Consider the following 23,489-nt stretch of genomic DNA (forward strand, 5'->3'; position numbering starts at 1 on the left):
TATGCAATTGACAGTATATTTGCTATATAGTTTATTATTTACAAGTATTTATAATTATACTTTATGGAAGGATATGGTATATTCATGAAGAATCATACAAACAAAAAAATTGTCTTAGCTGTTTGTATAGGCAGCAGTGTTTTATGGGAGGGGAATGCTGTAGCATCTGCCGATACGGCGCAGGCGTATAATTTTGATGACATAGTTGTCACGGCATCAAGGCTTTCTGAAAAAATTGCGGACACACCGGCTGATGTATATATTATAACGGCAAAAAATATTGCTGACAGACATTATCAAAGTGTGAGCGAAGCACTGGACAATGCTCCCGGTGTTATGGTTAAGCAGGGCGGATTTGGCGGCAGTGATCAGCACGTATTTATAAATGGTGACGATCGCGTCGTTATAATGGTCGACGGCAGACGGCTCAATCTTGACAAAGGCACAAGCGGACGGTCCGGTTTTGATATCAGTCTTCTGCCGGCACCGGACTTTATTGAAAAAATAGAAATAGTAAAGGGGATAGGTTCATCATTATACGGGTCCGATGCCGCTGCCGGGGTAATAAATATTATTACGAAAAGCGGTGCTGCCGATAAAATAACGCTGGATGCCAATACAGGATCATGGGGAACGCATAACTATTCAGCCTCGGTAAGCGGGAAGAAAAATAAAACAGGTTATTTTGTTACGCTGGCTAAATCCAGTCAGGATTATGTAAAATATAAAAATGCAAAAACCGGTGACAATGAAAAATGGCCAAGTTCAGCCAACGATACACAAAGTGCCACAGTTAAATTGGATCAGGAAATAGGAAAGGATGATATGCTGACGTTCTATTTTTCACATTTGTTCAAAAACGGCAGAAAACCTTATCAATCTCCGGAAAGTATGTACGGCTATGCGCCGAATGACTGGGGAACAGATTTGGCGAATGATGTGTCGCTTAAGTACACATGGAATAAAAACAAGGAAAACAGCGGTTTTCTGCAGATATATAAAAATTATTATGCAGGTAATTTTGTAAGCGGCGGAGTACACAGCGAATATGATGAAAAAAAGGAAGGCATTGACTTTCAGCAGAATATAGCGTTGAATGAAAGACATCAGATGGTAACAGGTCTGGAATGGCGTCAGTCCAGTGTGAACAGTCCCGCTATGTACGACGGAAGGGAAGGCAATATAAACAATAAGGCGGCATTTTTGCAGGATACGTGGAAAATAGATAACTCCTGGAGTATTACTGCGGGTGCGCGCTACGATAAGCATAATTATTTTGGTGATAAAACAACTCTGCATGCAGCAATCAATAAAAAATTCAATGCGGATAACAGAGCTTATTTTTCCTGGGGGCAGGTATTTAACGCACCGCAGGCCAATGATATGTTTTATTATTCACCGGGCGGATACGGTTATGGCTCGTATACGGGCAATCCAAATCTGAAGCCGGAGGAAGGCAATGTTTATACAGTTGGCTATGACAGCCAAATCAATGCAAAAACCGGTGCCGGGATGAGTGTTTTTTACAGTGATATAAAAAATGCTATTGACTGGGCACCTGTTGACGCAGACAATACTTTAGGCGATTGGAAAGTGTCCAATGTTGACAGATTAAAAAAACGCGGTCTGACAATATATCTGAACCGTAAAATTGACAGCAATTGGTCAGCAGATTTTAATTATACATATATAAAGAGCGAAAAAAGTGAAAGCGGCAGCGCATATGAAAGGGACGGAAATATACCGGCTAATCAATATAAATTAGGTCTGAAATACAATAAGGATAAGTGGGATGCAGAAATTTACGGGCGTGGTGCCAGCGGAGCCGCAGAGTCAAAATATGTTGATTCGAAATGGTTGACGATTGATCTTGCGGCGCAATATAAATTAAATAGTAATGTTAATTTATATGCAAAAATCTATAATTTGACAAATGCGGCATATGCTGAAAGCGGCGGGATAACAGACGGCAGTTATAATTATCCTATGCCGGGGCGCAGCTTTCTGCTCGGCATGCAGTACAGTTTCTGAAAGATATTTGACAGTACAGCAGGTATATAGTTTATAATAATCAATTCAGTAAAAATACTCAATATATATTCAATGGGGGAAAATATATGCCTGCAACCGGAAAAAGCAATAAAAAAATTTTGCTGTTTCTTGCATTGTTTTTAATGGTTATTTGTCTGATATCGCTGTCCTGCGGGCAGATAGAAATACCGATGAAAAGCACTTTGTCGGCAGTTTTTTATCATTTAAATATACTGTGGGGAGAAAATGGTTCGTTTACAATGGAGCAGGACGCTGTAATTTGGTTTATACGAATGCCGCGGGTTCTGACGGGAGTGCTGGTAGGTGCTGGACTGGGGATTTCAGGAGCAGTAATGCAGGGGATTTTCAATAATCCGCTGGCTGATCCGGGAATTACGGGCGTTTCGGCAGGAGCCGCGACGGGAGCCGTGATAGCTATCGCGCTGGGAATAGCCGCAGAAAATGTTTTTATGCTGCCTCTGTTTGCCTTATTTGGGAGTCTTCTTGCCGTATTTTTTACTGTGTTTTTGGCTATGCGGGAAAAACGGATACCGGCGGTGACGCTGCTTTTGGCGGGAGTTGTGACAAGCATGCTGCTGGGAGCAGTTACATCAGGTATTCTGACGATGATGAACGAGCAGAAAGCACAAAGTTATTTGTTTTGGATTATCGGCGGCCTTGATTACAGGCGATGGGAACACGTTTATATTGCTGCGGGACCTATATTGTCAGGTATAGCAGTTATGATAGCTGCGGCACGTCATCTGAATGTTCTGGCACTTGGCGATACTGAGGCAAGATCAGTAGGAATGCCTGTCATGACATTTCGTATAGGTCTTATGTTTACTGCTGCCGCAGTGACTGCCGCTGCCGTTTGCGTGAGCGGCAATATAGGCTTTGTAGGTTTGATCATACCGCATATAATGCGAATGCTGCTGGGGCCAGATTACGTGCTGCTTTTGCCTGCCAGCGCTCTGGCGGGAGCGGCTTTCTTAGTGAGCTGCGATTTGCTTGGCCGCATTATCATGCCGTCGGTGGAGATACGGGTCGGTATAATGACGGCATTGTTAGGCGCACCATATTTTTTGTATCTGCTGAGAAAAATGCAGAAAATTTCTTATGATTCCTGACGGCAGGTGATGGTTGGTATACGTAAAAGAGCATTGGCCTATAAGCCAATGCTCTTTTACATAAAATTTGCATATACAGAAACACCAAAGACTGTTATAATACCGGCAACCACTATGGAGAGACTGCTGATGGCAGCTTCGATAGCTCCCATTTCCATGGCTTTGGCTGTACCGATCGCATGTGCCGATGAACCTATAGCAACCCCTCTTGCGACGGGTTCGTTGATTTTAAAGAGTTTGCATACTTTTTCAGCCATTATATTGCCCAAAACACCGGTTATGATTATAACCGCCACTGTAATGGTAACTATACCGCCAAGTTCTGTTGAAACATCAATGCCGATAGCGGTAGTAATGGACTTTGGCAGCAGCGTGACATATTCTCTGTGATTGAAGTTGAATAATATGCTGAGGATCAGAATGGTAGTCATACTTGTGATGACTCCGGATATGATGCCTGCAAGGATGGCTTTGACATTCTTTTTCAGAAATTCCAGCTGCTCATAGAGCGGAATTGCCAGACAGATAGTAGCGGGAGTGAGCAGGTAACTGAGATATTTAGCACCGCGATTGTATTCATCGTATTGAATGTTAAAACCCAGCAGGAATAGAATAATTATAAAAATCGCTATTAAAAGAGGGTTAAATACCGCAAGCCTGAATTTTTTTTTGATAAACAAGCCTATTTCATAAGCTGCGATACTTACTATAAGTCCGAATAAAGCCGAATTGGAGATGAGTTCATTCATCCTTAAGGTCGCTCCTTTTTTGGTTGAAATGAATCACCATTTGGGTAACATGACCGGAAATAACCATGACTGCCAGAGTAGATATAAAAATCACTACTATCAAAGGAAATAATAATTCTTTTACTGTATTCCACGAATTGAGCAGACCAACAGCCGCCGGTATAAACATTATCGGCATAGTTTCCAATAGGATTTTGCCGGCATCCTTTACTGAAACAAGAGGTATTACCTTTGCTTTTAATAAGAAAAGCATCAATAATAATCCGTAGATACTGGCTGGGATAGGCAGCGGAACCAAGGCTTTGACAGTTTCAACTACAAGAGTCAGAGCTAGAATAATGGTAAATTGTTCTAAAAGCTTCATTAAAGTGTCGACTCCTCTCTTCACTGTTGTGTGAAGACAGAACAATATATTCTGCTTAGATAAAAAAAATATATAATCTGATGAAAATTAATTATATATTTTTTTTATGATAAGTCAATATAGATATGTAAAAAAGTTATATTATAAAAAAAGAGAATTTTCTGTATTAAAAAAAGATAAAATAAATACCGAGGCCAGGAATCTCCATCTCCCCCTAGGACCTCGGCATAGAATATATTTATAATAATTTTTTTCGAAATGATCAAATGTGCCGTATCACGTCGATCCCCATATATTTTCGCAGGACTTCAGGAACGATCACACTGCCGTCTTTCTGCTGATAATTTTCCAGTATAGCTGCTACTGTTCTTCCCACCGCAAGGCCGGAGCCATTCAGTGTATGAACATATTCCGGTTTGGATTTTGTATCTCGGCGGAATCTTATATTGGCACGGCGGGCCTGATAATCCTCAACATTGGAGCAGGAAGAAATTTCTCTGTACATATTGCAGCTTGGCAGCCAGACTTCTATGTCATAGGTTTTTGCTGCGGTAAAACCTATGTCACCGCTGCATAAGGTCACCACATGATAAGGAATTTCCAGAAGTTCCAGAATATGTGAAGCATCTCTTACCATTCTTTCCAATTCATCATAAGAATTTTCTGGTTTGACAAACTTTATCAATTCTACTTTATTGAACTGATGCTGGCGTATAAGACCGCGTGTATCACGGCCGGCGGAGCCGGCTTCTTCTCTGAAACAGGCTGTGTAAACGCAATAATGTTCGGGCAGAAAAGCCCCGTCAAGTATTTCATCACGATGATAATTCGTCGCGGGAACTTCTGCTGTAGGTACGAGATAAAGATCGGTATCCTGAATTTTAAACATATCGTCAGCAAATTTAGGCAGCTGGCCGGTACCTGTCATACTTTCCTTGTTGACTATATAAGGCGCCAGCATTTCAGTATAACCGTGTTCGTTGGAGTGGGTGTCCATCATAAAATTAATTACAGCGCGTTCAAGACGTGCACCCATACCCTTATAAAAAGTAAAACGGGACTGCGAAACTTTTGCTGCCCGCTCAGGATCAAGAATATCGAGCTGCGCACCTATATCCCAATGAGCTTTTGGCTCAAAATCAAATTTACGCGGTTCACCGAAACGCCGTACTTCAGGGTTGTCGCTGTCATCATTGCCCACAGGCACAGCCGGATTGAGCATATTGGGAATATGCAGCAGAATGTTGCGCAGCTCATCTTCAATAGCATGAAGCTCCTTGTCCAGCTGATTGATTTTTTCGCCTGCCGTACGCATTTCCAGGACAAGCTGGTCTGTATTCTCTTTGCGTTTTTTCATTTCACTTATCTGTTTGGAAACATTATTGCGGGATCCCTTTAACGTTTCTGTTTCGCCAATGATCACACGGCGTTTTTCTTCCAGCACTTTGAATCTGTCGAGATTCATTGGATTATTGCGTTTTTTTAGCATATCCAACACTTTTTCAGTATTATCTCTGACGAATTTAATATCAAGCATTACTAAATGACCTGCCTTTTTATACAAAGTAATTATCAGACACAGAAAAATTCTGTGCCTGCTTATCATTATGCAGAAATGAGACCAGTAAGATCACAATACTCATACTATTTTATCACATTTAAGGAGAAAAATGTACGGTTATTTTGGTATGCGGAGCAACAGGCGTTCCCGATGCAGGGGATTGCGAGGCAGCAGTGCCGCTGCCGATAATAGTTATATCAAGCTGAAGATTTTTAAGAATTTGAGTGGCATCTCTGATTGTTTTTCCTGACAGATCGGGTACAGCTGTCATTCCCTTGGGAATATTGGCTGCAGATGTCTGCTGACTGGTTTGCATTTTCGGAGCACTGACAGCAGCATTGTCATCCTTTATTGGTACAGAAGGTTCTATATGAAGATAGCGGAAAATGGCAGAAAAAATATCATGAGCTATAGGGGCTGCTATCTGTCCGCCATAGTAGTTGACCTTGTGAGGATCGTCGAGTATGACCAGCACAACAAACTGGGGGTCTTCAACCGGAGCAAAACCGCAGAAGGAAGCGATATAGCGGCCGGACAGATATCCACCGTTAACAGTATCTAATTTTTGAGCAGTACCTGTTTTTCCGGCGATGCGGTATCCGGAAACGGATGCTTTGCTGCCGCCGCCTTCAGATACAACTTTTTCAAGCAGCGATGTCAGGACCTGATCCGTTTGGACATCTATGGCTCGGCGAACTTCCTGCGGTTTGGTTTCTTCATAGACACTCCCGTCAGGATTAGAAATCTTCTTTATGATATGAGGTTTCATAAGAACGCCCTTGTTGGCGATAGCCGACATGGCAGTTACCATCTGCAGAGGCGTTACTGCTATGCTTTGTCCTATAGAAGTGGTAGCAATATTTATTTGAGACATATCCTTGGGATCAAATAAAATTCCCTGTTCTTCACCGGGAAGTTCAACACCGGTTTTTTTACCGAAACCGAATTTTCTGGCGTATTCCATAAGCCTGTCGCCCCCGAGGCCGAGCCCTATATGGACAAATCCTGTGTTAATGGATTCTTCTATTATTTTAGTAAAGGATACTGTACCGAAACTGCCTTCGCTCCAATTCTGGATGCGTCGTCCATCTATCATCAAATAACCCGGGTCGACAAAAATATCATTTGGACCGACGATTTTTTCCTGCAGAGCAGCTGCGGCAACAATAGCTTTAAAAGTGGAACCGGGTTCATAAACAAAGGAGACGGCTTTGTTTTTCCAGCTTGCAGATGAATATGCCGCAAAATTATTGGGATCATAGGATGGCCTGGAGGCCATGGCTAAGATTTCTGCTGTTTTCGGGTCCATTACAACTGCGGTCGCGGCTGCGGGCGCGTATTCTGCCATGGCCTTATCCAATGCCTGCTCAGTAATATATTGGATTGTACTGTCGATTGTCAATTCAACGCTTTTTCTGGAATTGCCCTGCGGTTCGACGTTGCTGAGAACGGAATCAAGGATAGGACGAGCCAATGTGTCGGTAAACAGTGCGGTATTTACTGCCTGTCCCTGTATGACTTTGTCCATTGACTGTTCTATGCCGTCAAGGCCTTTATCGTCAGTACCGACAAATCCCAGGACATTTGCCGCAAGCATTTTATTGGGATAATAGCGTTTGCTTTCTTCTCTGAAACCAAGACAAGTACCGTAAGATTTTTCTTTTATGAGCTTTGCCGCTGCATCGGATTCAGCCGGCTCCATCTGCCTTTTCAGCCACACAAAACCGCCGCCGATAGAAATTTTTTTCAATATATCAGCTGCCGGCATGTTGATGAGCGGTGCTAAATCATTCGCCAATGTCTGCGGATCATCAACATGATTGGGATCAACATAAAGAGATTTTGTCATATTGCTAACTGCCAGTTCATGGTTGTTGCGATCGTAGATAGAGCCTCGCGGAAGATGCACGGTGTATTGGTCTTCGGCCTGATATTGAACTCTGGCTAAAAGCTCGGGATGGAGGATGGTTTGCACCCAAATATAGCGCAGAGACAGCAGTACAAAGGCTAAAATCAGCGAAACTACTATTAAGATTATGCGCGATTGTGCCTGACGCGGGCTGGGCCTATTGTCTGCGTTGCTGTATTTAGGCAATACTGACACTCCTTCCAGAAATTATATAATTATTCTTCCGGCCAGCGAAACATATGCGGCAGCGGAATGGGGTAGGGGTTATCCATTGGTGCGTAGCGCCAGGCTGAAATTGCTTTTATAGCGGCATCATCCACTGCGTCGCTGCCTGATGATTTTGAGATATCAGCGTGTACGCTGCCGTCAGCTTCGATCATGTATTTTACCTCTACTTCGACAGGATGCGGAGAAGCAAGCAGTTCATCAGGCGGTACAAAAGGAACCTCCTTGATAAGCTGAGGCGGAGCTGGCGGATGAGCAGGGTCAATAAGTGATGCCAGATTTACACCTTTTAAAGACGTAATGCGGTAACGTTTGGGTTTGTTTTTGCGGCTGTCCGTGTCAACTGCACTGTTTTCCTTTTCTGAACGGGGCGAAATCTGCTCTGCCGGAGCAGATTCGGATTCTGCTGTTTGCGGAAGAATATTTTTTGACGGTATAGTTATGGTCGTATCTTCCGGTGCAGGTGCTGCTGAGTTCTCTTCATTGCCTGTATTGTCATCAGCAGGTAATGGCTTATCATCAATGAAAACGGCAGTGTTTTCTTCAGGAGGCAGGATTGAAGGCGGCAGCCATTGGGGGATTTGATGAGAAATAAATATAAGTAATAGTATATGAATAATTATCGAAAAAATAATAGCTGTCTGCCAGCGCTTTTTACCATTCATGGTAGAAACTCCTTTATCGACGAGCTGAAAACCATATGCCTTTGTGGAATATGGTTAAGAACGATATAATAAAAATACACCAAAACAGATAAGAGCAATACCGCCGACCTTATATAAAGTCATGCTCTCACCAAAATAAAAATAGCCGACAAATGCCGCTATAACGTAACCTATGCTTAAAAACGGATAGGCATAGCTTACTTCAGTGCGTGATAAAACCATGAGCCAGACAACAAAGCTTAAGACATAGCATAGAAGTCCCAGATAAATATAAAGGTTTGTGGAAGCTTTTAGGATCATTTCAGTGATAGAAGCAATGTCCACCTGTACCGTACCTATGATAGACATGCCCTTCTTCAGTACTAACTGAGCTACGGCATTCAGCAATACTCCGATTAAAATCAAAATAAAGTTCATAATCAGCCTTCTTAATCAATTATTTAAAATTTGTGAGCCGCCGCGGTAAAGCAGTAAAATGACAATCAGCGATATGGAAAAAAAATATTCACCAAAAGAATCTACCGTAAAAATTTTCAAGCCGATTTTTTTATTATACGAAATAAGAGGAACTTTACCGCACAAGGCATCCTCAATAATGTGCAGCAATGATCCCGTGAGAACGAACAGCGGAATAAGCGCCAAGTGCCATAAGGAAGAATCAATCAGGCCGAAACGATGCAGGAGCAGGATCAGAACTATCAGCAACAGATAGGGAACAGGCCAGTGCGTCCAAGTACGATGCTTTTTGCGCCAGCGCCAGTAATCTTTTTTATTTTGCGGAGGTTTTCCTTCAAGTCTGTCGGGAAGAACACTGCCTGCTATGCTGTATACAGCAAGCAGAGGGTCAGCTGTAACGGCATATACTATAGTACCTGTCACCATCATATGATTTATCCATTTCACAGCATTGCCTCCTTATAGAAAAATATGCCAGCGGTTGTGCAGCTGCGGCTATTTATTCATCAGCAAGTATTTTATAATAAGTGAGATTTTTGTCGTCCATGATTCCGCCAAAATTTTTATAAAAATTTTGTGCGGGTTTATTCCAGGTAAGGCATTTCCATTCTAATTTACAGCAGTTTTTGCTGCGTCCGATGCCTTCCCATTCAGTGATCAATTTTTTTCCAAGACCATTGCCCCTAAATTTTTCGCGGATAAAAAGATCATCCATATAAGAAATTCTTTTGCCGTAAAAAGTGGAAACCATGTAAAAATATGTCAAAATGCCGGCAGCCTCACCCGCTTCATCAAAGGCCAACAGAGCGTGCAGCAATCCGTCTGAAAAAAGTTCTTCAATGTCATCGGAAGTTGCGGTACAAATATCTTCAAGAGATTCATAAACAGCCAGCTCCCTTATGAGAGAGGCAGCTAACTTTTGCAGAGCAGGATTATCGGCTTCTTTTATAATATACATCAGTGCTTCCTCGTTTACTTTTATTTCCGGGTGGATATAGATAAAAAAATATTACATTCATTGTATCTGTGCTCTATTTTACGCAAAAACAATATCTTCTGCAAGTGGCAATCTGCCAGAAGTATTCCTATAAATAAAAATATCCCTGAAAGGAGACAGAGTAATATATTTTCTGTTACCTTCAGGGGATAGATTCGGTATGCACAAAACTTAAGAAAATATCAAATCTTTTTCGAAATGATCCTTCGAATGAAGTAAAGCATCATCAGAATACATACAATAAGACCAAAACTTTGGGAAGCCGTGTCAAAATTTTTGCCTACGAGAGAAAGTGGATCGCCGCTGCCTCCGGACGTGACAGAGGCAACTATGGCGGCAGCGATGATCACGCCCATAATGCTTTCGCCGACAATCATGCCCGAGGCAAAAAGGACACCGCGCCGTTCGTGCTTTTCAATATAATCAGGATTTTTCTGCGCATGTTTTTTCAGATGCTTATGAACGAAATAAGCTGCTATAGCACCAATTACTAATGGTTCATCGGCAGAAGGCGGCAGATAAATACCCATGCCGACAGCAAGCGGCGGCAGGCTCCAGAGCGGATTGAGCTTTTTTATAAATATATCAATGATAATCACGATGATCCCAAGCAGGATGCCAATACCGATGAGAGTCCAATCAATATTGCTGTTGAATATGCCCTGGGCTATTGTTGTCATGAGGTTGGCCTGAGGAGCGGCCATTGCCTGAGACGGGTCCATATCAGAGCGGGGAAATGCGCCTGCAAAGCCGTAAGCCTGATAGAGAAGATTTAAAACAGGAGATATCACGCAGGCACCGAAAATACAGCCAATGATAAGTGCGATCTGTTGTTTCCAAGGCGTCGCACCAACTAAAAGGCCGGTCTTCAGATCCTGTAGATTATCATTGGATATGGTTGCCGTAGCAAGGATTATACTGGTAATAAATATTGCAAAAGCTATAGCAAACTTTCTTCCGGCGGGGTCGGCGAATATTCCCTGAGAAGAGCCGACTGCCAGAATGATTAAGGAAGAAATAATTATACCGAGCAGGCCGATGCCTGATACGGGGCTGGAGGATGAACCGACAAGACCTGCCATATAACCGCAGGCAGCCGCCACCAGAAAACCGATCAGCAGAACGAGTAAAGTGCCTATAATAGTAAAAATGATAACGGTACCGGTGGAAAAAGCTGCAGCGGCTGCAAACGAGTACACGGTAAACAACAGACCTATTGTTATCAGGATAAACAAGATCGTCATAGTCTTAAGTGACAGATCCGTATCCATGCGGTGTGCGGTTTTATTGACAGTGTTATTTGCTGCATTAGCCGCCATAAGCTCTTTTATACCGGTTATCACTGGCTTCATCAGTAAGAGAAAAGTCCATAAAGCAGCGACCCCTATGGTGCCTGTACCGATGAAACGTACTTTGCTCACCCAGACAGATGAAGCAAAGCTTATGAGGTCCATGCCTTCCTTAGGAGAAGCAAGTGTGGTGAAATATGGGGTAAAAACACCCCAAGCCAGAATTATACCGACAAGCATCGCTATGCCGCCTGCCAGACCGATCAGGTATCCGGCACCAAAAAGTGCCAGAGAAAAGCCCATAGTGATGCTGAATACAGCTTTACCGACAGCAAAGGCCCAGCTTATTTGATCAGCGAGCAGACGAAAGCCGGCGGTGCATAAATTTACTGCCGCGGCGAGAAATGCCCCCATGCTTATTTCTTTGAGGCCATTGTCGGAATTACTCGATTCATCATTGGAAGAACTGCCGGCTTTCAATATTTCAGCGGCAGCCTTTCCCTCGGGATAGGCAAGATCACTGTGAACTACCATAGCTCTTCTGAGCGGAATGGTGAATAATACACCTAGGGCACCGCCGCACAGACAGATCATAAAAGTCTGCCACAGTGGGAAATCAGCCCAATAGCCGCTCATAAGCAGCCCCGGAATAATAAAGATAACTGCCGACAAGGTTCCGGCGGCAGATACCTGTGTCTGAACCATGTTGTTTTCCAGTATGTTTGAGCCGGCAAACATACGCAGAACGGCCATCGAAATAACTGCTGCAGGTATGGATGAAGAAAAGGTCAGCCCCACCTTTAGACCAAGATAAACATTTGATGCTGTAAAAATTCCTGTCAGCAGCATCCCTAAAAACATTCCTCTGAAAGTAAGTTCGGGTAAAGCTACATCGTTTGCCATTACATCGACCGATTTTTTCATGGAAATCCTCCTATTTGTCGATAGTATTTATCGGGATGTGACAAATTAATCAGTAAGTGATAAGAATTATAGATACATATATTAATTTGTCCGATGACTAACCCGCTCTGATACTCCCGCTTCTGCAAGCGGTGAGTAAAGAGCGGCTAACTCCCTGGATAATTTCGACTACTATTCAGGCGGCATTAAAACGCCGTCTGAATTAAGTCTCCATTTATCAATATCTATAATATGATAACCTTTACTGAGGAGAATGTAAACATAAACTAAAAAATATCTTCTGTATGATACTGATCAATCTTTTTGGGATAGATATAAGGTAAAGATTGTCCGTATATTTTCTTCGCTCTGCACAATAAGCATACCATTGTTTTTTTCTGCCAATGCCTTGGCTATGGAAAGACCCAGGCCGCTTCCCTCGTACTTTTTGGCTTCAGATGATCGATAAAATCTGTCAAATACATATGGCAGGTCTTTCTCTCCTATGCCGGGACCTGTGTTGGAAACAGAAATGGCGGACATACCATTATGACAATGAGCCCGTAAAACGATTTTTCCGTTTCTTGGCGTGTATTTTACGGCATTGTCAATCAATATGGAAATGATCTGTTCAAGATGATTGCGGTCGACCCAGCCGTATAGATCAGGGACATCATCGATGACAGATAAAGCGATATTTTTATCTGCGGTTATGGTCTGAAATCGAGCTGCGGTATTTTTTAGGATGATATTAAGCCAGACACGATTTTTTTTCAGACCGGCAGCACTGTTGTCGCATCTGGCCAGAAGCAGCATATTACTGATAAGAGCCTTCATTTTAAGAATTTCGCCTGTCATATCGCCGATTATTTCTTTGGAAAAGGCAGACATTTTATTGTCGGCATCATCTTTTAGAATATCGAGCCCTGATAAGAGAACACTCAGGGGGGTCCGCAGCTCATGAGAGGCATTTGCCGCAAAAAGAACTTGTTTTTCAAATGATTCGACAACCGGTTTCATGGCTTTGTTTGCCATAAAATTTGCGGCTTTATTGATAATAAAAAGAGTACATAACAAAAGGAGCGTTATCCAAAGAAGCAGCCTGCCAAGCAGCATCAGGTCATGGCTTATGTCAAAACCAGCATATACTTTTCCGGCATATTGGCCGTTATTCCAGATGGATTCCCGTGTGATCACAAAAAAACGAAATTCTTTTTGCGCGGTAAAAACAATATGCATTTCGTACTGTCCGTCCTGCAACAGATCCTGAGTGGTCAGCGTTTCTATATCTGTCTTGCTCCAATCAATTTTATTGGACATTTTAAGCAGCTGATCATTTTTATCATACATATAATAAAATATTTTGTTCAAATATTTCTGACTGCTGTTATTGTCCAGCGGCAGATCGGGCAGCAGCTTTCCGTCGCTGACAATGTAGTTCAGCTCTTCAACTTCTTCCATTGCCAGAAGATGCGCCTGACTGATAAAATTGTTGTAGACGAGTGAAACAATGAAACCATAAATAAGCGTTATTAACATAAAAATGATTATACCGGTCAGCTGCATGTATCTTTTGACTAATTTTTTGCGGAACTGTGAGAATAATTTCATGCTTATTCCTCAATTTTATAGCCGATGCCGTGCACTGTCTTGATCAGATCGTGTTTTCCTGCGTCAGCCAGCTTCTTTCTCAACAATTTTATTAATGCGTCAAGTGCATTGGAGGAGATTCCATCCTCATCATTCCATATCTTATTTATTATCTGTTCCCGCGGCAGTGTTGTTCCCTTATTCTGCAATAAAACGGACAGCAGCTGGAATTCTCTGCGCGTCAGTTGGAGGTCCTTTTCGTGAAGATATGCTGTGAATTTTGTTCTGTCAATCTTCAATTCTCCATCAAGAGAAATAATATTGTCTGTATATTGTTTATCCTGCCGGCGTAAAACGGCTCTTATCCGTGCCAGCAGTTCGGGAAATTCAAAGGGTTTGACGATATAGTCGTCAGCACCCTTGTCAAGACCGGTGATCCGATCATCAAGAGTATCCTTTGCTGTAAGCATAATGATACCGCAATTTTTATTGCTTTGACGGATATTGACACAGACGTCAATACCGCTCTTTCCCGGCATCATCCAATCCAAGAGAACTACGTCATAGTTTGTAATGGACAGATAGCCGATGGCATCTTCTCCGTTGTCAACTATATCGACATTGTAACCCTCCTTCTTTAATAGGAATCCAAGCATTTTTGAAAGCTTGCTGTCGTCTTCCGCCAATAATATTTTCATGGTTTTCACTCCGATTATTAAAAAATAGTAAATAACTTATATATACAGAGAAAAGTGGTTTCATCATGCCGGTACGTTCTGCAATTAATGATCAGCAGGATATTTTATCGGCACGCGGCCGTATCCATATTTCAAAAGCAGGGGCATCTAAAAAATATCTATTTTATTTTAGCGTGCGTGTCTGAATTTATTCTGAAAATTTTCAGATATAAAAGGAGCGTCAGGAAAGACTGTGAAAGTATGTTTCATAAATATTTCATATCTATTGATTAAAATAATAAGAGAGATGGATACTGTCAAACTTGCTTAATGACAGTATAATGATATAATAATTCTAGTTATACGCATTTTTAGGAAGGAGTATTTTATTGCATACATTGAACACTCGGCAAAAAAAAATAGCGGTGCTTGTTATCGTATTTTCTATTATTGCCCTGTATATTGTCCACATTAATGATTACCCCTTGATGGAACCGGATGAAGGCCGCTATGGCGAGATTCCGCGAGAAATGCTGGCTACCGGAGATTTTATAACACCGCGTTTAAATGGTGTTGAGTACTTTGAAAAACCGGTTTTACAGTACTGGCTGACGGCGGCATCCATGTATGTTTTTGGGGAAAATGAGGGTGCTACCCGTGTTGTTCCCGCAGTAATGGGGATAATGAATGTTTTTCTCACTGCATGGCTGGGAAAAATGATGTTTACCAAGCGCACTGGTCTATTGACAGCTGTTATTTTGGCGACATCGACACTGCACATCGTCGTTGGTTCGATTGACATACTTGATATGATGATAACGATGTTTATGACACTTTCACTGGCGTCATTTTATAAAGCCCGTCTCAGCAAAAACAGAAAATGGTATCTTCTGTTTTATGCGGCAATGGCATTGGGGCTGCTGACAAAGGGACTCATTTCCATAGTGCTTCCTTTGGGGATAATTTTTTGGTATATGATCTTTACCAGGCAGTGGAGTATTGTACGTGATATTATATACCTGCCGGGTATTTTTTTGTTCCTGATATTAAGTGTACCATGGTTTTATCTGGTATGTCGTGCCAATCCAGATTTTTTCTATTTCTTTTTTATACGTGAGCATTTTTTACGCTTTGCTACTAAAATGGCGGATCGATATCAGCCATTTTGGTTTTTCATCCCCATGATAATATTGGGCATGTTTCCCTGGCTGGGTTTTTTACCCGCGCTTTTTGCAAAAAAAGGTATTGTCCGCCACATAGAATCGAATAAAAATAAACATGATATTATATTTCTGCTGACATGGTTTTTGGTTGTGTTTCTGTTTTATTCACTTTCAGATTCAAAACTGGTGCCATATATATTGCCGTGTCTTTCCGCTCTGGCAATTTTGATTGCCGCTTCAATAAGAAGATCATCTCAGCTTGGCAGATGGATGGGCAGCGTCCTTTTGCTGAACAGCATAGGCTGGTTCATCTTTATAGCGGCGCTTATAGGATATTCGCTGCATGCTGATTACCTGAGCGCATGGCAGATATTCCGCAAGGGCTGGCTCATTTTTCTTTCTTTGACTTTCGGACTGGCAGGAGTCCTTTTTGTCTGGTTCAAGACTAAGCAGATACGCTGTACTGTTTCGGCTATGGCGGCAGTGGCATTCCTTTTTGCGTGCGGGCTGCAGTCTATTCACGGACAGGTCGCAGTTCAGAGGACAGCAGTATATGTTGCTGATGATATACGAAATATTCAGGAACCAGGAGATATTGTTGTTTCATATGGCGATTATGTGCAGGGACTTGCGTTTTATTTGCAGAAACGTATAGTTGTGGCATCATATCTCGGTGAATTGGAATTTGGCGCAGGGCACCCTGGAGGACAGGGGTGGTTTATTGATGATGACCAGCTCACCGATTTATGGAACAGTGACAAAAGGGTATTTATAGTATTTGATAAAAGCAAGAAAAAACTGATAAAAAATATCTTGCCCGGGGCGGTAAAAGAAATGCAGCCTAAAGGTGGATATTACTATATTGTCAATAAATAAAAACGATTCTTTTATGTATTTTTAGAAAACGATTCGGCTGCCGGTTCTGAGAACTGCTTAAATGCCGGCAGATTTGCAAGCAGTATGAATCCTATAATCAAAGGAGTTTATTATAATGAGAAAAGATTTTTTGCCTTTTTCCAAACCGTCTGTCAGTGAGGATGCCATAGCTGATGTTTGTGATTCCATACGTTCCGGCTGGCTGGCTATGGGTCCGAAAACCGTTGATTTCGAAGCAAAGTTTGCACAATACGTAGGCAGTAAATTTGCGATATCGGTCAATTCTGCCACTGCCGGACTGCATTTGGCCGTTATGGCACTGGTGGAACCCGGCGATGAGGTTATAACCACGCCGATGACTTTTGCCAGTACGCTGAATGCTATCATTTATTCAGGAGCTGTGCCGATTTTGGCTGATATCGATCCGCTGACACTTAATATAGATCCGAAAAGGCTGGAGGAAAAGATAACGGCTAAGACAAAGGCGGTAATACCGGTCCATTTTGCAGGCCGCCCTTGTGATATGGATGCTATTGAACAAATTGCGAAGAAACATGATATTGCGATAATTGAGGACAGCGCCCATGCGATGGGGTCTGTGTACCATGGCAGGAAGATCGGAGCAGGCAGAGGGGCCAGGCATATTGCCGTGTTCAGTTTTCATCCGACTAAGAATATGACAACAGGCGAGGGCGGCATGATAACGACTGATGATGAAAAAGCAGCAGACCGTATGTCTGTACAGCGGCAAAATGGTATGGATAAAGGGGCATGGAATCGTTTTGGCGCAAAAGGGAAAAGTCATTATGACATTTTTGTTCCGGGACTTAAATATCAAATGATGGATATTCAGGCTGCTATAGGCCGTGATCAGCTGAAATATCTGGACGAATTCAACAAGCGCCGTGCTCAGATTGTTGCCAGATATGATGAGGCTTTTGCCTCTGTGCAGGGATTGACGCTGCCGGCAGCGGTCGAAGAGGACTGTACTCATTCATGGCATATTTATACGCCGCTTATAGAAAGCAGTGAAACAGGCTTTACCCGTGACGAATTTATGGAAAAGATGAAGCAGTATAATATAGGTACGGCATATCATTATCAGGCAGTTCACTTATTCAGCGGCTATGCAAAGATAACCGGACTGAAAAAGGGCGATATGCCGGTGGCTGAAGCGATCGGTGAAAAGATAGTATCGCTGCCTCTTTTCCCGGCAATGACGGATCAGGATGTGGATGATGTGATCGAAGCAGTACAGACTGTTTGTAAATAAGAGCGTGAAAAGGTGAAATGATGGTTCCCGAAATATCTATAGTTATTCCTGTGTATAATGAGGAAGAATCTTTGCCCCGTCTGTTTGAGGAATTATATCCTGTAATGGAGAAATTGGGCAGAAAATATGAGATAGTTTTTGTTAATGACGGCAGTAAGGATAAATCTTTTTCCATGTTGTATGATTTTCAGAAAATGCATCCGCATACTGTCCGGCTTATTGATTTCAACGGTAATTTTGGACAGCATATGGCGATCATGGCAGCATTTTCACATGTATGCGGGAAGTTTATAATCACTCTTGATGCCGATCTGCAGAATCCTCCTTCTGAAATCCCCAAACTTGTAAAGAAAATGGATGAAGGGCACGACGTAGTCGGTTCCTGTCGGAAAAACAGGCGAGATCCATTTTTCAGGAAAGCCGCATCAAGGGTAGTCAATAAGATAACAAACAGTATAACGGGTCTGCAGATCAATGACTATGGCTGCATGCTCAGAGGCTATGATCGCAGAATTATCGACATCATAGCGAACAGCAATGAATCAACAACCTTTATTCCCGCACTGGGTCAAAAATATGCGGTTAATCCTGTCGAGATTGTTGTAGAACATCGTGAGCGTGAATATGGGATGTCTAAATACAGCATGTTTCGTTTGATAAGACTGAATTTTGATCTTATGACCAGTTTTTCCTTGTCGCCGCTTCAGTGGGTGACGATGAGCGGGATGGGGATATCAGTGCTTAGTTTCCTGCTTGTGGCTTATATGCTGATAAGAAGATTTGTTATAGGTTCTGAGGCGGAAGGTTTATTTACGCTTATGGCCATTCAATTTTTCTTGACGGGCATTTCAATCATGAGCCTAGGAATAATTGGTGAATACATAGGGCGTATTTATAAACAGATTCAAAAAAGACCTCGTTTTGTAATCAAAAAAATATGGGAAGAGGATATTGATGAATAAAGCAATTGATTCCCGCCCTTCCATCGCTTTATTTGCTTACAGTCAACCGGGATTTGCCTGTCTTGAGGAGCTGATTGCCGCACATGCCAATCTGGCTGCTGTATTTACGCACACAGATTCTTCGGATGAAGAGATATGGTTTAATTCAGTATACGATCTGGCGAAGAAAAAAAACATCCCTGTTTATAGATCAGTAAAAATAGATGAAGCGGCATTTCCTTTTTTTGCAGCGGCTGCACCTGATATAGTTTTATCGGCATATTACAGGGCAATGATACCAAGTGAATTTTTGCGCGCGCCGCGTCTGGGCGCCTATAATCTGCACGGATCTCTGCTGCCCAAATACCGGGGCAGAGCCTGCATCAATTGGGCTGTTTTGAACGGAGAAAAACAGACAGGTGTGACTATGCATGTTATGACAGAAAAGGCCGATCAGGGGGATATAATAGCGCAGAAAATATTTCCGATCGATTTTCAGGATACAGGATATGATATTTTTCTGAAGGCCAGTACGGCTGTTAAAAATATAGTGAAAGAATATTTGCCCCTTATCGAGAACGGAAAAGCACCGCATAGAAAACAGGATGAAACACAGGCTACAAAATTTGGCCGACGCTGTCCTGAAGATGGGATCATAGACTGGCAGGACAATGCCGAAGCTGTCTATAATCTGATAAGATCAGTAACTCATCCCTTCCCCGGGGCATTCACTTTTTTGAGAGAGCGTAAGATATTCATATGGCAGGCATTGCCGCTGACGGATGAATTGTTTTTTCAAAAATATGGGATAAAAGATAGAGAAAATATGCCGGCTCTTATTGCGGGAAGCATCATCACTGTGAGAACAGACGTCCTTGTAAAATGTGGCCGCGGTTTTTTACTATTAAAAGATATATCGCTGGCTGATAAATCGGACAGTCAATTACTCAGGAAGCTGTCCGGTCGTTTCTCCGCAGCAGAGAAGGTCTCGGCGCTAAAAAAATATAAGGAGCAGAATAAATGAAAATATTTATTACCGGAATTAACGGTTTTATAGGAACGCACCTTTTGCGGGCCATATTGCAGAAAACTGATTGGCAGATACAGGGATTTGATCTGCACAATAATAATCTGGGCGAGTTTGCGGGCAATCCCCGGTTTTCGATGAAAACAGGCGACATATTCGAAGAAGAAAGCTGGCTGGAACAGGCTGTTAAAGAAAATGATGTTATTTTGCCTCTTGCCGGCATAGCACGGCCTGCTTATTATATAACGCATCCTTTGTGGACTTTTGAACTCGACTTTGAGCAAAATTTAAAGATAGTAAGACACTGTGCCAAGTATAAAAAAAGAGTTATTTTCCCTTCTACCTCTGAAGTATATGGGATGCCCACAGAAAACAGCAAAGTAATGATCGAAGATGAAAGCACACTGACTTTAGGACCTATAAAAAAATCGCGCTGGATATACAGCTGCAGCAAGCAGATGATGGATCGTGTAATTTTCGCTTTCGGTCAGGAAAAAAATCTTCCGTTCTCTATTTTCCGCCCCTTTAACTGGGTAGGGCCGGGACTGGATACGTTCAAAGATGCCGCAGAACATAAGGCTCGTTCCATAACACAATTTATATATGATATTTTATATACGGGCAAGATAAACCTTGTCGGCGGCGGTGCACAGAAACGGTCATTTATATGGGTGGGAGACGGGATCGACGGACTCATTGCCATAATAAAAAATGAAGACAATAAAGCCAATGGTGAAATATTTAACTTAGGCAATCCCGCCAATCATTATTCTATTAAGGAATTGGCTTTGATGATAATAGAAGAAATGAAAAATTATCCTCAGTTTGCCGCTAAGGCAAGATCTGTTGAATTGGTGGATATACCGGCGGCCCAATATTACGGTAAAAATTATGATGATATGCAGGATCGTCTGCCATCCATACAAAAGATGAAGGATCTGCTCTGCTGGGAACCAAAAACATCATTGCGTGAAGCTATTAAATTCACATTGGATTGGCATGCTGCACAGTTGGAAAAGGGTTTGTGATATATGCCGAAAAAAATTGCCATTAAAATAGATGTTGACACAAAAAGAGGATATGAACAGGGCGTACCCAATATGCTGGATGTCTTTCAAAAAAATGGCATAAAGGCGACATTTTTCTTTTCGATGGGACCTGATAATTCGGGAAAAGCTATACGCCGAATTTTCCGCAAAGGGTTTTTGGCAAAAATGCTTCGTACTAAAGCACCGTCTACATATGGATTAAAAACTATGATGTATGGAACAGTTTTGCCTGCACCGCTTATTGTGGAACCCAATACGGCACCTTTTCTCAGGGCAATGGCAGACGGACATGACTGCGGGATTCATTGCTGGGATCATGTATATTGGCAGGATAAACTTCCCGGATTGTCTGAAGAAAAAATACGCCTGCACTTGACGAAAGCTTGCCATTTATTTGAAAAAATCGCCCACAGAAAACCGCGTTTCTGCGGTGCGCCGGGCTGGCAGACGACCTATAAAAGTTTAAAAGTCCAACAGGAATTAGGCTTTGATTTCTGCTCGGATGTGCGAGGCTATTATCCTTTTTATCCGATAATGGAAGGAAAAGAATTTTCTCCGCTGCAGATTCCCGGTACTTTGCTGACGATGGATGAAGTACTCGGTATAATGGGCGTTACTGAGAATAATATAGTAGACTACTGGCTGAAAAATTGCGATAGCATATGGAATGTGTTTACTATCCATGCAGAGATGGAAGGCTTGTCAAAATTGGCTGTTCTTGATGATTTTATTGTCAGAGCTAAGGCTCAAGGTTTTGAATTTGTACTTTTGAAAGAAGGCAAAAACCTCCCCAATATAAAAAAATGCCGTGTTTATGCCGGAAATCTACCGGGAAGAGCAGGGACTGTTGCTCTGCAAAGTGACCCGTTGAATTAAAAAGAACGGGGCTGTGACAAAATGAGAAATCATTTTGTCCACAGCCTCTTTTTCTATACAATTTGAGGCAACAAGCAGGCAATTACTGAAAAAAGGGCATACAACCCCTTTCCCCATAAAAACTGCTTTTCTACAGTTTATGCGGCTTTCTTCAAGCGTAGTTTTTTATTGTGGTATTTATAAAGATTGTGCCCAATGGAAACCAGGAAAATCTCTAAACGTACCTGTTCCATGCCTTTTCGAACAATTCTTTTGTACCAGCGGTTATTTTTCATAATCCCAAAAGTACCTTCAGATTGAATCGAGCGATTCATACGAAGAAGCGCTCCTTGAATGCTTTCTAGGTTATCCACAACTTCTTGGTGTATAGAGGTTAGTTCCTGGTTAAGACGAATCGTCCTGTTTTTATCCGTCTTCTTGCACTCGGAGGCATACGGACAATCCCTGCAATTTTCACACTGGTAAACTTCTTCCTGACGTCCGTATCGATTCCCTTTTACATTTCGTCTGTATTGAAGGTGAAATGCCTGTCCGGCCGGACAGCGCAGTGTGCCTTTTTCGTCAATCTTGAAATTCACTGCCCGAAACGGATTATCTCGATACTTTGCGTCAGTAGTTTCTTTCTTGTACATAGTAAATTTCATATACTTTTCCATACCGTGTTGCTCACAGTAAATATAATTGTTGTATGAACCATATCCTGCATCAGCAACTGGATACTTTGGATAAAATCCGTAGGTATTATGAAATTTCTCCAGTAAGGGAACAAAACAATCCATGTCTGCACGGTATTGATTTACATCAGCTACAGCTATGTATTCATCTGCAATACCAAATTGAATGTTGTAGGCTGGCAGGAGCTGGTCGTTGCCCATATAATCTGTCTTGATCCGCATGAATGTCGCACAGTGATCTGTTTTGGAATAACTGTTCCGGTCTGGACCACAAATGGTTATCTTTTCAACATATTCTTTGAGTTTCGCTGTATATTCCTGAAGCCGTTCGTAATAGCGCTGCCGGGGTGTTTTTCGATGGCCTTTTCCATGGACAAATTTTGTTTCATCTATTTCATAGATTTTGGCATACCGATCCGTTACTTCACTTAGGTACTCAGGAACGTATTCGGAATTCGTATCAATTTTGATGCCAAAGCTGGCAAGATCGTCGTTGATTTCATCGAGTAATCCCGTGACTTTTTCAAAAAGTCTATATCTAGATTTTTCAGTCGCTTTCTTCCATACCCAGCTATATTTATTAGCATTTGCCTCAAATTTCGAACCGTCAATATACAGATGGCTCAAATCCACATGATCTTTGGCAAAAATTTTATTGTTGATCTCGCTGAACAATTCCTCAACCGATGGTTTGAGCATAGTTTCGATAAAATAGCCGAACGTGCGATAAGATGGAGTCTCGCGTTCCATGAGATACATAAAGCGAAGATTGACTTTACAGCTATCTTCGAGCTCACGTAGCGATATATATCCATTTGTCATAAATCCAAATAAGATTGTTTTCAACATGCTGGTCGGGTTGTATCTGATGCGTCCGGTAACGTGTTCCGGAACATTTTTCAGGTACTTCTCCAAGTCGATTCCCCCCATGAATCTGTCGAAAACCAGCACAGGATCACAAATATCCAGAAAATCCGAAATAAATAGTGGCAAAACTGCCTGTTTTGTTTTAAAATAATTGATGGTTGAATTTTTCATTAGACACGTAAAATTTTACCACAAAA

Annotated in this window: 20 protein-coding genes; 8 read left to right on the forward strand and 12 right to left on the reverse strand. The window is 42.0% G+C overall.

The window, feature by feature from the left end; translation table 11 throughout:
* Positions 1–84 precede the first annotated feature (84 nt).
* Both I6758_RS06225 and I6758_RS06230 read left to right on the forward strand, forming a co-directional pair.
* Positions 85–2,031, forward strand: coding sequence for a TonB-dependent receptor plug domain-containing protein (locus I6758_RS06225; RefSeq protein WP_196604326.1), 1,947 nt, complete (start codon positions 85–87; stop codon positions 2,029–2,031).
* An 86-nt stretch (positions 2,032–2,117) separates the two neighbouring features.
* The gene (locus tag I6758_RS06230; protein WP_196604327.1) at positions 2,118–3,161 is read left to right on the forward strand and encodes a FecCD family ABC transporter permease; all 1,044 of its coding nucleotides are present in this window, start codon (positions 2,118–2,120) and stop codon (positions 3,159–3,161) included.
* 56 nt (positions 3,162–3,217) lie between these two features.
* Here the strand turns inward: I6758_RS06230 and I6758_RS06235 are convergent, their stop codons facing one another.
* The 11 genes from I6758_RS06235 to I6758_RS06285 all read right to left on the reverse strand — a co-directional run bounded on the left by I6758_RS06235 (position 3,218) and on the right by I6758_RS06285 (position 14,567).
* On the reverse strand, positions 3,218–3,910 hold the full coding sequence (locus I6758_RS06235; RefSeq protein ID WP_196604328.1) for an LrgB family protein: 693 nt from the start codon (positions 3,908–3,910) through the stop codon (positions 3,218–3,220).
* Positions 3,903–4,274, reverse strand: coding sequence for a CidA/LrgA family protein (locus I6758_RS06240; protein ID WP_196604329.1), 372 nt, complete (start codon positions 4,272–4,274; stop codon positions 3,903–3,905). Before I6758_RS06240 ends, I6758_RS06235 begins: the two co-directional genes overlap by 8 nt.
* 262 nt (positions 4,275–4,536) lie before the next feature.
* Positions 4,537–5,811, reverse strand: coding sequence for a serine--tRNA ligase (serS, locus tag I6758_RS06245; protein WP_196604330.1), 1,275 nt, complete (start codon positions 5,809–5,811; stop codon positions 4,537–4,539).
* Positions 5,812–5,932: 121 nt separating this feature from the next.
* A complete protein-coding gene (locus I6758_RS06250) occupies positions 5,933–7,939 on the reverse strand; it encodes a penicillin-binding protein (RefSeq protein WP_407947357.1) in 2,007 nt (668 codons plus the stop codon).
* 20 nt (positions 7,940–7,959) lie between these two features.
* Positions 7,960–8,634, reverse strand: a complete 675-nt coding sequence (locus tag I6758_RS06255) for an energy transducer TonB (RefSeq protein ID WP_196604332.1) — start codon at positions 8,632–8,634, stop codon at positions 7,960–7,962.
* Positions 8,635–8,688: 54 nt separating this feature from the next.
* Positions 8,689–9,051, reverse strand: a complete 363-nt coding sequence (locus tag I6758_RS06260) for an EamA family transporter (RefSeq protein ID WP_231038536.1) — start codon at positions 9,049–9,051, stop codon at positions 8,689–8,691.
* Positions 9,052–9,066: 15 nt separating this feature from the next.
* Entirely contained in the window at positions 9,067–9,537 is a 471-nt protein-coding gene (locus I6758_RS06265; protein WP_196604333.1) for a metal-dependent hydrolase, read from the reverse strand.
* A gap of 52 nt (positions 9,538–9,589) precedes the next feature.
* On the reverse strand, positions 9,590–10,048 hold the full coding sequence (locus I6758_RS06270) for a GNAT family N-acetyltransferase (RefSeq protein WP_196604334.1): 459 nt from the start codon (positions 10,046–10,048) through the stop codon (positions 9,590–9,592).
* A 221-nt stretch (positions 10,049–10,269) separates the two neighbouring features.
* Positions 10,270–12,300: an OPT family oligopeptide transporter gene (locus tag I6758_RS06275; protein WP_196604335.1), complete on the reverse strand. Its 2,031-nt coding sequence runs from the start codon at positions 12,298–12,300 to the stop codon at positions 10,270–10,272.
* A 294-nt stretch (positions 12,301–12,594) separates the two neighbouring features.
* On the reverse strand, positions 12,595–13,890 hold the full coding sequence (locus I6758_RS06280) for a sensor histidine kinase (protein ID WP_196604336.1): 1,296 nt from the start codon (positions 13,888–13,890) through the stop codon (positions 12,595–12,597).
* Between the two features lie 2 nt (positions 13,891–13,892).
* Entirely contained in the window at positions 13,893–14,567 is a 675-nt protein-coding gene (locus I6758_RS06285; RefSeq protein ID WP_196604337.1) for a response regulator transcription factor, read from the reverse strand.
* 368 nt (positions 14,568–14,935) lie between these two features.
* On the opposite strand from I6758_RS06285, the gene I6758_RS06290 reads away from it, so the two are divergent.
* From I6758_RS06290 to I6758_RS06315, 6 genes are all read left to right on the forward strand, one after another.
* Complete coding sequence (locus tag I6758_RS06290) at positions 14,936–16,585, forward strand: phospholipid carrier-dependent glycosyltransferase (protein ID WP_196604338.1); 1,650 nt, start codon at positions 14,936–14,938, stop codon at positions 16,583–16,585.
* Between the two features lie 115 nt (positions 16,586–16,700).
* Positions 16,701–17,858, forward strand: a complete 1,158-nt coding sequence (locus tag I6758_RS06295) for a DegT/DnrJ/EryC1/StrS family aminotransferase (protein ID WP_196604339.1) — start codon at positions 16,701–16,703, stop codon at positions 17,856–17,858.
* A 17-nt stretch (positions 17,859–17,875) separates the two neighbouring features.
* Complete coding sequence (locus I6758_RS06300) at positions 17,876–18,820, forward strand: glycosyltransferase (RefSeq protein ID WP_196604340.1); 945 nt, start codon at positions 17,876–17,878, stop codon at positions 18,818–18,820.
* Positions 18,813–19,823 carry a formyltransferase family protein gene (locus I6758_RS06305; RefSeq protein WP_196604341.1) on the forward strand — a complete coding sequence of 337 codons (1,011 nt, stop codon included), beginning with the start codon at positions 18,813–18,815 and terminating at the stop codon, positions 19,821–19,823. The genes I6758_RS06300 and I6758_RS06305 overlap by 8 nt, the downstream gene beginning before the upstream one ends.
* Positions 19,820–20,854, forward strand: coding sequence for a bifunctional UDP-4-keto-pentose/UDP-xylose synthase (locus tag I6758_RS06310; RefSeq protein WP_196604342.1), 1,035 nt, complete (start codon positions 19,820–19,822; stop codon positions 20,852–20,854). The genes I6758_RS06305 and I6758_RS06310 overlap by 4 nt, the downstream gene beginning before the upstream one ends.
* A gap of 3 nt (positions 20,855–20,857) precedes the next feature.
* Complete coding sequence (locus I6758_RS06315) at positions 20,858–21,751, forward strand: polysaccharide deacetylase family protein (RefSeq protein ID WP_196604343.1); 894 nt, start codon at positions 20,858–20,860, stop codon at positions 21,749–21,751.
* Between the two features lie 137 nt (positions 21,752–21,888).
* Here the strand turns inward: I6758_RS06315 and I6758_RS06320 are convergent, their stop codons facing one another.
* Positions 21,889–23,418, reverse strand: a complete 1,530-nt coding sequence (locus I6758_RS06320; protein ID WP_196604344.1) for a transposase — start codon at positions 23,416–23,418, stop codon at positions 21,889–21,891.
* Positions 23,419–23,489: the final 71 nt, after the last annotated feature.

The sequence above is a fragment of the Pectinatus haikarae genome (assembly GCF_015732185.1).
Taxonomy (GTDB): Bacteria; Bacillota; Negativicutes; order Selenomonadales; family Selenomonadaceae; genus Pectinatus; species Pectinatus haikarae.